Source organism: Pseudoalteromonas luteoviolacea DSM 6061 (genome assembly GCF_001625655.1).
Taxonomy (GTDB): domain Bacteria; phylum Pseudomonadota; class Gammaproteobacteria; order Enterobacterales; family Alteromonadaceae; genus Pseudoalteromonas; species Pseudoalteromonas luteoviolacea.
In genome coordinates, this window is sequence record NZ_AUYB01000024.1 from 132,816 (window position 1) to 146,681 (window position 13,866).

Annotated in this window: 14 protein-coding genes and 2 tRNA genes; 13 read left to right on the forward strand and 3 right to left on the reverse strand. The window is 42.2% G+C overall.

Going from position 1 to position 13,866, the window contains the following annotated elements; translation table 11 throughout:
• Positions 1–288 precede the first annotated feature (288 nt).
• The 3 genes from yaaA to N475_RS26005 all read left to right on the forward strand — a co-directional run bounded on the left by yaaA (position 289) and on the right by N475_RS26005 (position 2,502).
• Complete coding sequence (yaaA, locus tag N475_RS01915; RefSeq protein WP_063359339.1) at positions 289–1,068, forward strand: peroxide stress protein YaaA; 780 nt, start codon at positions 289–291, stop codon at positions 1,066–1,068.
• Between the two features lie 263 nt (positions 1,069–1,331).
• Positions 1,332–1,913: an MFS transporter gene (locus tag N475_RS26000; RefSeq protein ID WP_227008382.1), complete on the forward strand. Its 582-nt coding sequence runs from the start codon at positions 1,332–1,334 to the stop codon at positions 1,911–1,913.
• Positions 1,879–2,502 carry an MFS transporter gene (locus N475_RS26005; protein ID WP_227008383.1) on the forward strand — a complete coding sequence of 208 codons (624 nt, stop codon included), beginning with the start codon at positions 1,879–1,881 and terminating at the stop codon, positions 2,500–2,502. The genes N475_RS26000 and N475_RS26005 overlap by 35 nt, the downstream gene beginning before the upstream one ends.
• Here the strand turns inward: N475_RS26005 and N475_RS01925 are convergent.
• Both N475_RS01925 and srmB read right to left on the reverse strand, forming a co-directional pair.
• A complete protein-coding gene (locus tag N475_RS01925) occupies positions 2,459–3,253 on the reverse strand; it encodes a hypothetical protein (protein WP_063364582.1) in 795 nt (264 codons plus the stop codon). The two genes, N475_RS26005 and N475_RS01925, sit on opposite strands and share 44 nt — an antisense overlap.
• 124 nt (positions 3,254–3,377) lie before the next feature.
• Positions 3,378–4,604: an ATP-dependent RNA helicase SrmB gene (gene srmB / locus N475_RS01930; RefSeq protein WP_063364583.1), complete on the reverse strand. Its 1,227-nt coding sequence runs from the start codon at positions 4,602–4,604 to the stop codon at positions 3,378–3,380.
• A gap of 67 nt (positions 4,605–4,671) precedes the next feature.
• Between srmB and N475_RS01935 the strand changes: the two genes are divergently transcribed.
• Together N475_RS01935 and N475_RS01940 are read left to right on the forward strand one after the other, a co-directional pair.
• Positions 4,672–5,370: a tRNA1(Val) (adenine(37)-N6)-methyltransferase gene (locus N475_RS01935; RefSeq protein WP_063364584.1), complete on the forward strand. Its 699-nt coding sequence runs from the start codon at positions 4,672–4,674 to the stop codon at positions 5,368–5,370.
• Positions 5,371–5,422: 52 nt separating this feature from the next.
• Complete coding sequence (locus N475_RS01940; protein WP_063359334.1) at positions 5,423–5,932, forward strand: hypothetical protein; 510 nt, start codon at positions 5,423–5,425, stop codon at positions 5,930–5,932.
• 64 nt (positions 5,933–5,996) lie between these two features.
• Here N475_RS01940 and fldB read toward each other — a convergent pair whose 3' ends face one another.
• On the reverse strand, positions 5,997–6,518 hold the full coding sequence (fldB, locus tag N475_RS01945; protein WP_063359333.1) for a flavodoxin FldB: 522 nt from the start codon (positions 6,516–6,518) through the stop codon (positions 5,997–5,999).
• 77 nt (positions 6,519–6,595) lie between these two features.
• On the opposite strand from fldB, the gene xerD reads away from it, so the two are divergent.
• The 8 genes from xerD to N475_RS01985 all read left to right on the forward strand — a co-directional run bounded on the left by xerD (position 6,596) and on the right by N475_RS01985 (position 13,786).
• Positions 6,596–7,513, forward strand: coding sequence for a site-specific tyrosine recombinase XerD (xerD, locus tag N475_RS01950; RefSeq protein ID WP_063359332.1), 918 nt, complete (start codon positions 6,596–6,598; stop codon positions 7,511–7,513).
• Positions 7,514–7,576: 63 nt separating this feature from the next.
• Positions 7,577–8,308: a bifunctional protein-disulfide isomerase/oxidoreductase DsbC gene (gene dsbC, locus N475_RS01955; RefSeq protein WP_063359331.1), complete on the forward strand. Its 732-nt coding sequence runs from the start codon at positions 7,577–7,579 to the stop codon at positions 8,306–8,308.
• 133 nt (positions 8,309–8,441) lie between these two features.
• The gene (recJ, locus tag N475_RS01960; RefSeq protein ID WP_063359330.1) at positions 8,442–10,175 is read left to right on the forward strand and encodes a single-stranded-DNA-specific exonuclease RecJ; all 1,734 of its coding nucleotides are present in this window, start codon (positions 8,442–8,444) and stop codon (positions 10,173–10,175) included.
• Between the two features lie 201 nt (positions 10,176–10,376).
• Positions 10,377–11,475 (forward strand): peptide chain release factor 2 gene (prfB, locus tag N475_RS01965; protein ID WP_142047024.1). Its coding sequence is split into 2 segments (ribosomal slippage): positions 10,377–10,451 and positions 10,453–11,475, totalling 1,098 coding nucleotides; the frame shifts between segments, so codons are not numbered across the junction.
• 27 nt (positions 11,476–11,502) lie between these two features.
• On the forward strand, positions 11,503–13,044 hold the full coding sequence (gene lysS, locus N475_RS01970; RefSeq protein WP_063359328.1) for a lysine--tRNA ligase: 1,542 nt from the start codon (positions 11,503–11,505) through the stop codon (positions 13,042–13,044).
• 248 nt (positions 13,045–13,292) lie between these two features.
• The gene (locus tag N475_RS01975) at positions 13,293–13,472 is read left to right on the forward strand and encodes a hypothetical protein (RefSeq protein ID WP_063359327.1); all 180 of its coding nucleotides are present in this window, start codon (positions 13,293–13,295) and stop codon (positions 13,470–13,472) included.
• A gap of 120 nt (positions 13,473–13,592) precedes the next feature.
• Positions 13,593–13,685 (forward strand) — tRNA-Ser (locus N475_RS01980).
• Positions 13,686–13,709: 24 nt separating this feature from the next.
• Positions 13,710–13,786: transfer RNA gene (locus N475_RS01985), tRNA-Arg, on the forward strand.
• Positions 13,787–13,866 lie beyond the last annotated feature (80 nt).

Sequence of the window (13,866 nt, forward strand, 5' to 3'; positions counted from 1 at the left end):
CTGTCCTCATTCCTAATTTTGCAGCTATAAATAAATTACACGCCTTATGTTGCAATACCGTGATCAGCTTTTATAGGTCAAATGTCCGCTTGCAACGAGACAAGCAGATAAGTCCTAGCCAAATTTGGTCATTGTTATAGTAAGGCGAGTTATGTTTTCCACAGATATGATGTAGTCTGTCACCTTGCGGCTTATCTGAACACTAACGGTAGAAGATTTTACGCTTGCGATTCACTGTGGATAGTGTTGAAATTGACATTAATAAATATTTAAGTCAATAGGCTATCAATGATCACGGTTATTTCACCAGCAAAAAATCTCGATTACGACTCAAGTGCGCCAATAGAGCGTCATACCCTTCCTGAATTATTGACGCATTCCGAGGCATTAATTTCAGTCTGTAGAGACTTAAGTCCTCAAGAAATCGGTAGTTTGATGAAAATCAGCGATAAACTAGCAGGATTGAATGCGGCGAGATTTGCCCAGTGGTCTCAGCCTTTTACCTCAGATAATGCCAAACAAGCTATTTTTGCATTTAATGGAGATGTTTATACGGGTTTAGAAGCCGCCACTTTATCTGAAGAAACCATTGATTATACTCAGCAACACCTGCGCATTTTATCAGGCTTATATGGCGTACTTAAGCCGCTAGATTTGATGCAAGCGTATCGACTTGAAATGGGCACTAAATTGGCTAATTCGCGCGGCAAAAATTTGTATGAGTTTTGGGGGAGTGTGATAGCACAGAAGTTAAATGAAACATTGGCAGAGACCGGAGCCAATGCGTTGATTAACTTAGCTTCCAATGAGTACTTTAAGGCAGTTGATAAAAAAGCATTAAACGCTGAGATCATTACACCTGTGTTTAAGGATTGCAAAAACGGCCAGTATAAAGTGATCAGCTTTTATGCTAAGAAGGCAAGAGGTATGATGGCTCGTTACATTATGGAAAACAAAATACAGGATCTAGCGGCGTTGAAAGCTTTTGATATTGCTGGCTATTACTTTAGTGAAGAAGCAACTCAAAAAGCCAATGAACCGGTTTTTTTACGAGAAGAACAATCGTGAAAATTTGGATGCTAGCAGTTCTACTTTTGCTTCAAGGATGTAACCACTTTACCTTTAGTACGTTAAATGGTGAAGTTTCTTGCCAACAAACACAGCAAAATTGTACAGCTATGTGTCGAGAGGATCACCCACAGGGAGATCCTCTGATTAGGCAGTGTTTAATGCGATGCCAAGATGAATTAACTCTGTGTACTGTCAAACCCAAACACACTATAGACTAAGTGACCTCCGATCCTCTTTGTTAAGTCCAAGGGCAGATAAAATTGAATAAAAACGTTTTTTTATTGTCTTGCTGTCAGGGTTTAATGACCACTGGCAATATTCTTTTGGTGACTATCAGTGCGCTGGTGGGAAAGATGTTAAGTCCAACAGCTTCCATGACCACTTTGCCTATTGCAACACAAATGCTTGGCCTTTTGCTGACAACAGTACCTGCGTCATTAGTTATGGCAAAAACTGGTCGCAAACTTGGCTTTAGCCTTGGGAATATTATTGGCACATTGGGAGCTTTAATTGGCTTTATTGCCCTTTCTCAGAGCCAGTTTTATTTGTTTTGTGTGGCCACCTTTATGATTGGAGTGGGAATTGGTTTTGCTACTTTATATCGCTTTGCAGCTATTGAAGCGAGTGACAAGCCAGCGCGTGCTATCTCAATGATAATGGCAAGTGGTGTAATTGCTGCGGTATTGGGTCCTAATCTAGCGGTTTGGGTCAATCATCATTTTCCCACAGTGAATTATGCAAACTCTTTTTTAGCACTGACCTGTGTTTATTTAATTGCTTTAAGTCTACTGCAAATGGTGAAGTTTAATGAGGTCTCTGCAAAGCAACTTAGTTCCACGTAAAGTAAAAGAAATCATTTCTCAGCCACAATTTATTGTAGCAGCGCTTATTGGCATGATCAGCTACTCGGTAATGAACTTGCTCATGACGGCAACTCCTTTGGCGATGCATCGGCATGGTTTTGATTTAGCTGAGTCAGCACTTGTGATTGAGTGGCATGTACTTGGTATGTTCTTACCTTCATTTTTTACAGGTAAATTAGTTGAGCGCTTCAGTGCCGTTAATATGACCGTAGTTGGTTGTATTTTTATGTTGGCTTGTGCTGCGATAAATTTGCTTGGGGTGAGTCACTGGCACTTTATGATTGCACTTTTCTTCTTGGGTGTTGGATGGAACTTCATGTTTATTAGTGCTACAGCCTTGGTTAGTCAAACTTATGAACCCCACGAGCGAGCCAAAACACAAGCTGCCAATGAGTTTTGTGTGTTTAGTATGGTCGTGATGTCGTCGTTATTTGCGGGGTGGCTTGAGAGTGAGATAGGGTGGCAACCACTCAATATATGGTCAGTGCCAATTGTTTGTGTCGCATTGGGCGCGGCCTTTTGGTTTAAACAACACTCACACCCTGAGCTAAGTGTAAGTAAGCCTTAACTATCTCATCTCTAAAGTGCAGATTTTGGTACTTCTTTTCGCACCGATAGCGCTGGCAAAATTCTATTGGATTTAGGTCTGTGCGTTTGAGCAATGGGTTACTAACTTCACTATAAGTTTGATACCAGCACAGTCTGACTCTCTCAGGGGGGTTGGCAAGCTCCTTGATTATCCGTTCACTAAGAGTGAACTGAGATTGTCTTGCCAATGAAATCATATCGTCATTGGCCGCGGCTAGCCAGCAGGCGCCTTTTTCATTGACGCACAGCAGCGGTAAAAAGGGCGCCAGTGCTGGGTAAACATCATTTTTGTAGATGGTGACCTGCCAATACTTTCTTGCAATAAGGCAAAACTGCTCAAAACTCGTAATAGGGCCAAAGCCACTATTTACTAACTGTGTGATTTCTACTCGAGGCTTATTAGGGTTGACTGTGTCGTTTGCAGCATCGATGTACCAGTCTCCCCACAGCAAAGCGTTTTGAAAGTATTCATCCCTTAGTGAGCCCCAGACTGGTTTGAGTTCGCAGTTTGCTGCGCTGTTGGACTGGAGTGCAATTAGTGGCGCGTCTAATTTGGGTGCAGACAGTTTTTTTTGTAGTATTTGAAAAATTGCATTTCTGATTTCTTTACAGCGGCCAAGAGGGTATGGCTTGTCAGAAAAAAAAGGGTACTCTTGGGCCAATTTTGCGTCTATTTGTAAACGTAATTCAGCTAGATATATTTCCAATTGTTGCCGCTGTTTATCGTTCACATTTGATTCCAAAGCCTTTGCTGTGTATTCAATAGGATAGTGATTTTAGCTTGCTATGTGAAGTACATTTCAAAAGCATGCAGATAGCGGAATTAAATAGCCCCGCTAAGGCGGGGCTATTTAATTATTTCTTCTTTTTTGCTTTTGCAGCTTTCTTTTTGGCTTTTATCTTGGCTGGGTCTTTTTTCTTCTTAGGCAGCTTTGCTTCTTTGTGTTTTGGTTCTAGCCCTTCAATGGTTCTGCGCTTCAGCTTTTGGTCTGTGTAGCGCTCAACTTTACCTAAGATTTCTGCGTCATGTGCTTCCACCAGTGAAATCGCTGTGCCTTTTTTACCAGCTCGACCAGTACGGCCAATACGGTGAACATAGATATCAGCAGTGCGTGGCATATCGAAATTAATAACATGAGTAATATCTGCTACATCAATACCGCGTGCAGCGACATCGGTTGCGACTAAAATATTTGTGCGACCACTGTGAAAACTCGCCATAGCCGCCATTCGTTTATCTTGCGGCATTTCACCACGAAGCCATGTAGTTTTTATCTCATTGGTGTAAAGTTCACCAATTAATTGCTCTAGGCGCTCACGAGTTTTTACAAACACGATGGCTTTTTCTACTTCTTCACTTTTTAATAGCTGTGTTAGTAAGGCTAGTTTGTGCTTGTAATCATCAGCAAGGTGAACCCATTGATGGATTTTACCTTTTTCTTTGCGTGATGGCTCAGCTTCAAGCAATGCAGGGTCATTAAGCATTCGCTCTGCAAATAATTCTACACTGTCACCCTCTAGGGTCGCAGAAAATAAGAAACCTTGACGCCTATTTTTAGCCTCATCACAAATACGTAGCATTTCTTTTTTGAAACCCATATCTAGCATACGGTCGGCTTCATCTAATACAAGTAACTCTACATTGTCAGCATGGAAGTTTTCTGTTTCTAGATACTCCATCAAACGGCCTGGAGTCGCGATAAGAATGTCGTTATTTTTTTCAAAGATTTCTTTATGGCTACCGTAGTTGATACCGCCGGTTACAACACCGATACGCAAATGTGTATTTTCAGCCAGTGATTGGCATTGATCATGCACCTGATAAGCAAGTTCGCGGGTTGGTGTCATTATCAATACACGTGCAAAGCCCGGATCTTTTCTCGGAAAGTCGAGCAAGTACTGAATTGCTGGGATCAAAAAAGCGGCTGTTTTACCCGTGCCAGTAGGTGCCGAGGCAAGAATATCTCTGCCTAAAAGCGCTTCAGGGATTGAAAGTTGTTGAATGCTGGTAGCGGTTGTATAACCAATTTTTTTTATGGCAGAAAGTAACTTGCCATCAAGATCGAATTCAGAAAATTGCATAATGCATCACAAATAAAGGACAATAGCGGAATTATACGTGTGCTTTGCGCTTTCTAAAAGGTTCAATATGGCAAGCTTTGCATTTAAACAGTTTAAAATCGATCAAAAACGCGCTGCGATGAAGGTTTCAACCGATGGAATTATGTTTGGCGCTTGGGTATCTTTGACGAAAGCACAAAGTTTGTTAGATGTGGGAACTGGGACTGGCTTACTCAGTTTGATGGCCAAACAGCGTGCGCCTGAATTAAGTGTGATTGCCATCGAAATTGATGACCAAGCAGCGCTGGATGCAAAAGACAACTTTGACGCTTCACCTTGGTCTGACATCGACTTGGTACAACTGGCTGTACAGCAGTTTAAAGCTACTCAGCAGTTTGATTTAGTCATCAGTAACCCGCCATATTTCCAATCAAGCCTTAAGGGTGAGAACGCTCGTCGCAATGTAGCAAGACATACTGATAGCTTGAGCTTTGAAGAACTGATAGCAACATTTTTACGCGTTGCAAAACCCTGTGCTCGTTTGGCGGTAATTTTACCATTAGAAGAGGGAAGGGCATTTATCTCTCTTGCAGAGCAACAAAGCTTACATTTAGCGAGAGTGTGTGAAGTAAGGACCACACCGAATAAAGCTGTGACTCGCTTGATGTTTGAATTATCGACCAATTTGAGTGATACCTATCAAGAAACTTTGTGTATCTATAACGAACGTGGTGAATACTCACAGGAATATATAACGCTTTGTAAAGCATTTTACCTGAAAATGTAGTGTCCAAATGTACTAAGTTAATAATATTCTGTGCTTTTAAAAGGAATGCTGTATGGCAAATTTAGATCAAATTAAGCAAATTTTAGAGTTCTTGTCGGAGATCAATCTACCTTATCAAGTGACTCAATTTGAAGAGGATACATTTTTGCCCGGTGTCAGGCACAATAAAGGTGTGTTGGAAATTAGCATAGAAAAAGTACAGTATTCAGGCGATATTTTACATGAAGCTGGCCATTACGCAGTGTGTGAACCAACTGAGCGGCAGTTTTTGGATGGCAATATATACAAAACCGGTTTACAACATCAGCGGGCTAAACAGCAAATGATGGGGGAGGAGATGGCAGCAACAGCTTGGTCCGTTGCGGCAGCAATTCACCTTGGGTTTTCTTTGCAAGTTGTGTTTCATGAAGCTGGTTTTAGGGGAGCGAGTGAAAGCCTAATAACAGCTTTTGAAAATGGTGGAGGTATTGGGCACCCGTTGCTTGGCGCATATCAAATGACATGTCCAAAACGCGGTTTTCCGCATATGTCGGCTTGGATCAGAACGTTATCTTGGGCTTAGAAAGAGGGCTTTGAATTTGTTGCAGTGAGAGGGGCAGGCTGAACAAGCCCGCCAGAGAATGACATTAAAGAGTATTGGCGTATTCAGTCATGACTTGCTCAATCCAGGTTGCGATGCGATCGTCGCTTTTATCGTATTGACTGTCCTCATCAAGTGCCAGGCCTACAAATTGCGTACCGTCTTCGGTTAGCGCTTTAGAAGCCTCGAATTCGTAGTCGTCCGAGTTTGGCCAAAAGCCGATAAAGTTAACACCTTGAGGGGAGATTTTGTCGTGGAGCATGCCAAGAGCGTCTTGGAACCATTGGCCATAGCCTTGTTGATCTCCCATACCAAATAATGCGATGGTTTTTCCTTGTAGATTAACTCCGTCAATGTCGTCCCAATGAGACTCCCAGTCTTCTTGAAGTTCACCAAAGTCCCAAGTAGAAATACCGAAAATCACGAAGTCGAACTGCTCTGCGCCTTTTAGCGGTTCATCTTTGATGTTATGCAGTGACAGTGTGTCTTTGCCAATAATTTCCTGAATCTTTTCAGCGGCCATTTCTGTATAGCAGGTTGTAGAACCATAAAATAACCCGATTTGCATTGTATTCTTCACTTAAATGGCTGTTATTATATGGGGGCAGTCTACCTTAAGGTTTAATTAATTGATACAGGCAGCCCGTGAACGAACAAGAAACATTATCAAATACAGCAGATGACCCAATAGAAGCATTTCTAGATATGCTTTTCCTTGAACAAGGCCTTAGTGACAATACCATTGCTGCATACAGGAATGATTTGGAAAAGTTTTCAAAATTTGTTGGTGATCAGCTAGAAGTGAAACATTTATTTGAGGTAACCGTTGCGGATATTGAGGCTTACCTTGCCTATCGAGTTGATCAAGGGCTGAAATCTCGTAGCACAGCCCGCTCCGTCAGCGCACTTAAGAGATTTTATTTATATTGGGTAAATGAAAAGCAAATAGCTGAAAGTCCGATGATAAATATTGCGCAACCAAAAACAATCCAGTCTTTACCTAAGACATTAACAGAGCAAGAAGTGGAAGCTTTATTGGCAGCACCAGATGTTGAAGATGCCATGGGCTTGCGAGACAAGGCTATGCTCGAATTGCTGTATGCAACTGGGTTACGTGTAACTGAACTAGTTGGTTTACGGATGGAGCAAATTAATTTGCGTCAAGCTGTTGTACTGGTAAGGGGTAAAGGTGGTAAGGAAAGGTTAGTCCCAATGGGGGAAGAGTCATTGCGTTGGGTCGAACAGTTTCTCAAAATCGGTAGGCCACAAATGGTTAAACATGCCAATGATTTTGTATTCGTTTCAAAGCGAGGTATTGGTATGACTCGGCAAACTTTTTGGCATAGAATCAAACTCTATGCTATGTTGGCTGACGTTAAGTCACCGTTATCGCCACATACACTTCGTCATGCATTTGCAACACACTTGCTGAATCATGGAGCGGACCTAAGAGTTGTACAGATGATGTTGGGTCATAGTGACTTGTCAACGACACAAATTTATACACATGTTGCGAGTGAACGATTAAAATCGTTGCATCAGCAACATCACCCAAGGGCTTAACGGAATTTATTTGAAGTTTTCCGGTCTTATTGGTTAGTTAAGAACGAATTTACGAGAACAATGATGAAAAAGTTATTATTAGCAGCCGCATTGGCGGTAGGCGCTTCAGCTTATGCAACGGAAGCGACAACAACTGAAAGCACATTTGCTATCAACCCAATTCAACAGTCGTTGGCAAATTTAGGCCTGTCTGTGAATGATATTACGGATAGCCCAATTCCGGGTTTGAAAACCGTAATCACTGATCGTGGTGTTTTTTACTCAAGTCCTGATGGTCGCTACTTGATGCAAGGTGCACTTATTGATGTACCAAATAGAAAAAATTTAACTGAAGATGCATTAAGCGGTGTACGTAAAGAAGGCCTTAAAGATTATCAAGATTCTATGATCGTCTACAAAGCTGAAAATGAAAAGCATCAGGTTACTATTTTCACCGATATCACATGTGGCTATTGCCGTAAATTACACCGCGAACTAGATGAATATTTACAAGCGGGTATTACGGTTAAATATTTGGCATTTCCACGTGGTGGTCTACAAAGCCAAGGTTATGAAGATCTCATGAATGTTTGGTGTGCGAAAGACTCGGCGACTGCGTTAACAGAAGCCAAAGCAGGTAACCCTGTCGCAGACGTAAAAGGGTGTAGCGCACCAGTTGCTGAACATTATCAGTTAGGTCAAAAATTTGGTATCTCAGGTACTCCTGCAATCATCCTAGATGACGGTAGCATTATCCCAGGCTATCAACCTGCAGCAGAGCTTGCTGGTGTATTAGAAAGAAATGCAAAGTCTTAAGCATCGGGTATAATAGCCCTTAGCGAAAAAGGCCGTAAGGCCTTTTTTTGTGCCTGTTAGGTAGGCTGAAGTTTAAATACACTTGCCGAATAATGTAACTAGAACAATTACTTTTAACCATTTAGATAGACGTATGCAAACAAAAATCCAGCCAAGAGCACGTATCGACGACAGTCACCTTCCTGAAAATCTTCACCCTGTCATTAAGCAATTGTACGCGACTCGAGGTGTAGTCAGTGCTAATGAATTAAACAACAGCGCAGCCACTTTATTGGATTTTAGGTTGTTTAAGGATATTTCAAAGGCCTGTGACATTTTGAACAATGCACTGAGCTTACAGCAACGTATTCTTATTGTTGGAGATTTTGATGCGGATGGTGCCACTAGCACGGCAGTGCTAATGGAGGGACTACCTCAATTTGGCTTTTCTTCAGTAGATTACTTGGTGCCAGACAGGTTTAGCCTTGGTTATGGTTTGAGCCCTGCATTAGCGCAGCAAATAGTCCAACTCAACCCAGACTTAGTTATTACGGTAGACAATGGCATCTCTTGTATCGCAGGTATCGATATTGTAAAACAAGCTGGTATAAAAGTAATCGTGACCGACCACCACTTGCAGGGCGAACAATTACCGAATGCTGATGCGATTATTAACCCAAACCAACATGACTGCCAGTTCCCATCTAAGTCTATCGCAGGTGTTGGTGTGGCTTTTTATTTGCTAGTTGCACTGCGTAACCATTTGCGCGAATCGAGCTATTTTGAAAAAGTAGGACATTCAGAACCTAACTTGGCGTCTTTATTGGATATCGTCGCACTAGGCACCGTTGCGGACGTGGTGGCGCTGGATGCAAACAACCGTACTTTGGTATTTCAGGGACTGGCGCGAATCAAAAATGGACGCACTCGACCAGGTATAAGAGCCCTCGTTGAAGTATCAAATCGTAATATGAATCGCTTAACGGCGAGCGATTTCGGGTTTTCTTTAGCTCCTCGGTTGAACGCGGCGGGGAGACTTGACGATATGAGTTTGGGTATCGCTTGTTTGCTGGCCAAAGATGAATATCAAGCTAAAAGAATTGCCAATGAACTCGATAGTCTAAATCATGAACGTCGAGAAATAGAGCAAGGTATGCAACAAGAGGCACAAGCTGTACTTGAGCGTTTGAATAACAAAACTCAGGAAGTGCCAGATGCTGTGTGTTTGTATCAAGATGATTGGCATCAAGGTGTGATCGGTATTCTTGCTGGTCGCTTAAAAGAAAAATATCATCGACCAGCCATAATTTTTGCTCAGGGGGATGACGGTCAATTAAAGGGGTCATGTCGTTCAATTGAAGGTATACATATGCGAGACTTGCTTGAGCATATAAATACTGAAAACCCTGGGTTAATCCTTAAATTTGGTGGCCATGCAATGGCGGCAGGCCTGAGTATTCAAGAATCTGACTTTACGCAATTTAAGCGGGCTTTTGAGGCAAAAGTGGTTGGTTTACTGAGCGAAGAGCTAAAGCAATGTGTCTTACTCACTGATGGTGCACTACCGCCAGAATGTTTTAATATGGAGTTTGCCAATTTACTGCAAAGTGCTGGGCCTTGGGGGCAGCAGTTTCCAGAGCCAGTGTTTAGTGAACGATTTGAACTAGTGCAGCAACGCTTGGTGGGTGAAAAGCACCTAAAACTAGTGCTAAAACATACGACGGGTAAGCTGGTGGATGCAATTGCATTCAATGTAGATTTGCGAGCATGGCCAAATACCAATGCCCAATATGCCGATATTGCGTACCAATTAGATATCAACGAGTTTCGCGGCAAGTTTTCACTTCAACTCATTGTTCGTGAAATACAGGCTGTAAAAGAGCTTTAAAGCTAGTAAAAGAGCAAACAAAGCTGGTTTTTGAGAGGTTAGTCTCGATATTGGTAAATAAACCCCTAAATTTATCACTTTTGGGGCTAATATATGGTGGCAATTTTTGTTAGTATTAGCCGTTTAGACCGCCTGCCTAGTTCTCAGACCACAAGTGAACATGCAGGCTAACAGCCAAAGATGTAAATTGGAGTAATGCAGATGTTTGAAGTGAATCCTGTGATTAATCAAATCAAGGAAATTCGCGAACGTACTGAACTTCTTAGGGGGTATCTTTGACTATGCTCTAAAACAAGAGCGTTTAGAGGAAGTCAATGCCGAACTCGAAGATCCAGCAGTATGGAACGAGCCTGAAAAGGCCCAAGCTTTAGGGCGTGAAAAGTCGTCACTTGAAGTGATAGTTGAAACAATCGACAACTTAGTTGGCGGTGCAGATGATGCAGAAGGGCTAATTGAATTAGCCGTTGAAGCAGAGGATGAAGACACATTTGTCGAAGCACAGCAAGAAGTTGAAGGCTTAGTCGCGCAGCTAGAAAAGTTAGAGTTCCGCCGCATGTTCTCGGGTGAACAGGATGCCAACGATGCCTACATCGACTTACAGTCTGGTTCAGGCGGTACTGAAGCACAAGACTGGTGTAACATGCTACTACGTATGTATTTACGTTGGGCCGAAGCAAAGGGCTTTAAAGTTGAAATTGTCGAGGCGACAGATGGTGATGTGGCAGGTATTAAAGGTGCCACAGTAAGAGTTTCTGGCGAATATGCTTATGGTTGGCTACGTACAGAAACAGGCGTACACCGTTTAGTACGTAAGAGTCCATTTGATTCGACAGGCCGCCGTCATACTTCATTTGCATCTGCATTTATTTACCCTGAAATTGACGACAATATTGAAATCGATATTAATCCTGCAGATTTACGTATCGATGTATACCGTGCGTCGGGTGCGGGTGGTCAGCACGTTAACCGTACAGAGTCTGCGGTGCGTATTACCCACTTACCAACGAATACTGTTGTACAGTGTCAGAATGACCGTTCACAGCATAAAAACAAAGCGCAAGCAATGAAGCAGTTAAAAGCAAAATTGTTTGAACTTGAAATGAAAAAACAAAACGCTGAAAAACAGTCTCAAGAAGACGCGAAATCAGACATCGGGTGGGGGAGTCAAATCCGTTCGTATGTACTAGATGACTCGCGAATCAAAGATTTAAGAACTGGCGTTGAGAATCGCAATACGCAGGCGGTACTCGACGGTGATTTAGATAAATTTATCGAAGCTAGCCTGAAATCAGGCCTTTAATCAACAAGCTAAACTAAGAGCTAAAAAATGACAGATCAAATCCAAGACGAAAATAAACTCATTGCTGAGCGTCGTGCTAAATTGGATGCAATTCGTGAGAATTGTGATGCCAATGGCCACCCGAACACCTTCCGCCGTGAAGACTATACGGCTGATCTACAGGCTAAGTTTGGTGATAAATCAAAAGAAGAGCTTGTTGAGTTAGACCATCAGGTATCGGTAGCTGGTCGTATTCTTGCAAAACGTGGTCCTTTCTTAGTACTACAAGATATGAAAGGCCGTATCCAAGCGTATGCATCTAAAGACGTTCAAAAAGCGCTTAAAGAGAAATATGGACAACTAGATATCGGTGACATCATCGGTGTTTCTGGCCCTGTTCATAAATCAGGTAAGGGTGATTTATACGTAGATATGGTTCAGTATGAATTACTGACTAAATCACTGCGTCCTTTGCCTGAGAAGTTTCATGGTTTAACAGACCAAGAAGCGAAATATCGCCAGCGTTACGTAGATCTAATTACTAACATGGATACGCGTGAAACTTTCCGTATCCGCTCTAGAGTAATTGAAGGCATTCGCCGCTTCCTAGCTGAACGTGACTTCATGGAAGTTGAAACTCCAATGCTTCAGGTTATTCCTGGTGGCGCAACGGCGCGTCCATTCGTGACTCACCACAATGCACTAGATATCGACATGTACCTACGTATTGCTCCAGAGCTTTACCTCAAGCGTCTAGTGGTCGGTGGTTTTGACCGCGTATTTGAAATTAACCGTAACTTCCGTAACGAAGGTCTGTCAACGCGTCACAATCCAGAATTCACCATGATCGAATTCTATCAAGCGTACGCGGATTACAACGATCTTATGAACTTAACTGAAGACATGCTGCGCACTGTTGCACAAGATGTATTAGGTACAACAACGGTTATCAACACAGTTAAGAATGCAGAAGGCGAAGTACTAGAAACTATTGAATATGATTTTGGAAAGCAGTTCGAACGTCTATCTATGGCTGATGCTATCATCAAGTACGGTCCAGAAGCTGAAGAAATTGCGCATATCTTCAAAGATCCTGAAAACCACTTCGACGAGCTAGTGGCTTATGCGAAGAAAGTACACGTTAAGATCCCTGAAAAATGTGTATGGGGTGCAGGTAAGTTCTTGTGTGAGATCTTCGAAGAAACTGCAGAACATAAGCTAATACAGCCGACTTTCATCACTGAATATCCGTGGGAAGTGTCTCCACTTGCACGCCGTAATGATGAAAACCCATTCATTACTGACCGTTTTGAATTCTTCGTAGGTGGCCGCGAGCTAGCGAATGGTTTCTCTGAGCTGAATGATGCACAAGATCAAGCTGAGCGTTTTGCACGTCAGGTTGAAGAGAAGGATGCCGGTGATGATGAAGCAATGCACTTTGATGCAGATTATATTCAAGCACTTGAATATGGCTTACCACCAACGGCTGGTGAAGGTATTGGTATCGACCGTCTTGTAATGTTATTTACAGACTCACCAACAATTAAAGATGTTATTTTATTCCCGCACATGCGTCCGCAAGCGGATTAAGTAATGTTTTGTGAGAAAAGCGCCAAAAGGCGCTTTTCTTTTATCCGTGTGAGAGATCTCTCAAAAATAATTTTAATTTTCTCAATAAATTTTGCGTTTTTATTCTAAAACAGCGCGTTATCGTTTATGTTTCCGTAATAAATACTAAAATCTTTCAATGGCATGGTTTGCAATATCATCTCTCGTTTCTATACTGACGGGGAATTTAGGATGAATCATTACAATAAAACATCAGAAAACATATAATTATGCCGGAATTAGATGAAAAACAAATAAAACATGAGGCTGCAAGAAGGGAATATTGCCGCCAATGCATTGATGACTTTCAAAAGCTCGGATATTTGGACTCTTACTTAGAAGAGGTCTTCGATCGTAAACAGCGCTTATTAAGCCAGTTTTCTGATCAGCCAACCCCCAGAAATGATTAGCTTTAAAGCAAAATGATAGAAAAAAAGGCAGGGTGCTCAATCTGTCACCATATAGTCATTTTTTACAAGAAAAGTGTTTGACTTATTTTTTCTGTTCTATATTATACGCCCCACAAAGACGGAGAGGTGGCCGAGTGGCTGAAGGCGCTCCCCTGCTAAGGGAGTATAGGGTTTGTAGCCCTATCGAGGGTTCGAATCCCTCCTTCTCCGCCATTATTCAATGGATTTTCTTTGTATGGACGCGTAGCTCAGCTGGATAGAGTACCTGGCTACGAACCAGGCGGTCGGAGGTTCGAATCCTCCCGCGTCCGCCACTTTATTCAAGTGGAAAAATACAGAGTGCACAGCTCAAGTGCTAAAATACCGAGAAATAACGGACGCGTAGCTCAGCTGG

What these genes read in the sequence shown, in the direction of transcription:
- dsbC (WP_063359331.1), top strand. Translation starts at nt 7,577, where the DNA reads ATGAAAAAGTTATTATTAGCAGCCGCATTGGCGGTAGGCGCTTCAGCT.
- N475_RS01935 (WP_063364584.1), top strand. Translation starts at nt 4,672, where the DNA reads ATGGCAAGCTTTGCATTTAAACAGTTTAAAATCGATCAAAAACGCGCT.
- N475_RS26005 (WP_227008383.1), top strand. Translation starts at nt 1,879, where the DNA reads ATGAGGTCTCTGCAAAGCAACTTAGTTCCACGTAAAGTAAAAGAAATC.
- recJ (WP_063359330.1), top strand. Translation starts at nt 8,442, where the DNA reads ATGCAAACAAAAATCCAGCCAAGAGCACGTATCGACGACAGTCACCTT.
- srmB (WP_063364583.1), bottom strand. Translation starts at nt 4,604, where the DNA reads ATGCAATTTTCTGAATTCGATCTTGATGGCAAGTTACTTTCTGCCATA.
- fldB (WP_063359333.1), bottom strand. Translation starts at nt 6,518, where the DNA reads ATGCAAATCGGGTTATTTTATGGTTCTACAACCTGCTATACAGAAATG.
- N475_RS01975 (WP_063359327.1), top strand. Translation starts at nt 13,293, where the DNA reads ATGCCGGAATTAGATGAAAAACAAATAAAACATGAGGCTGCAAGAAGG.
- yaaA (WP_063359339.1), top strand. Translation starts at nt 289, where the DNA reads ATGATCACGGTTATTTCACCAGCAAAAAATCTCGATTACGACTCAAGT.
- N475_RS01940 (WP_063359334.1), top strand. Translation starts at nt 5,423, where the DNA reads ATGGCAAATTTAGATCAAATTAAGCAAATTTTAGAGTTCTTGTCGGAG.
- lysS (WP_063359328.1), top strand. Translation starts at nt 11,503, where the DNA reads ATGACAGATCAAATCCAAGACGAAAATAAACTCATTGCTGAGCGTCGT.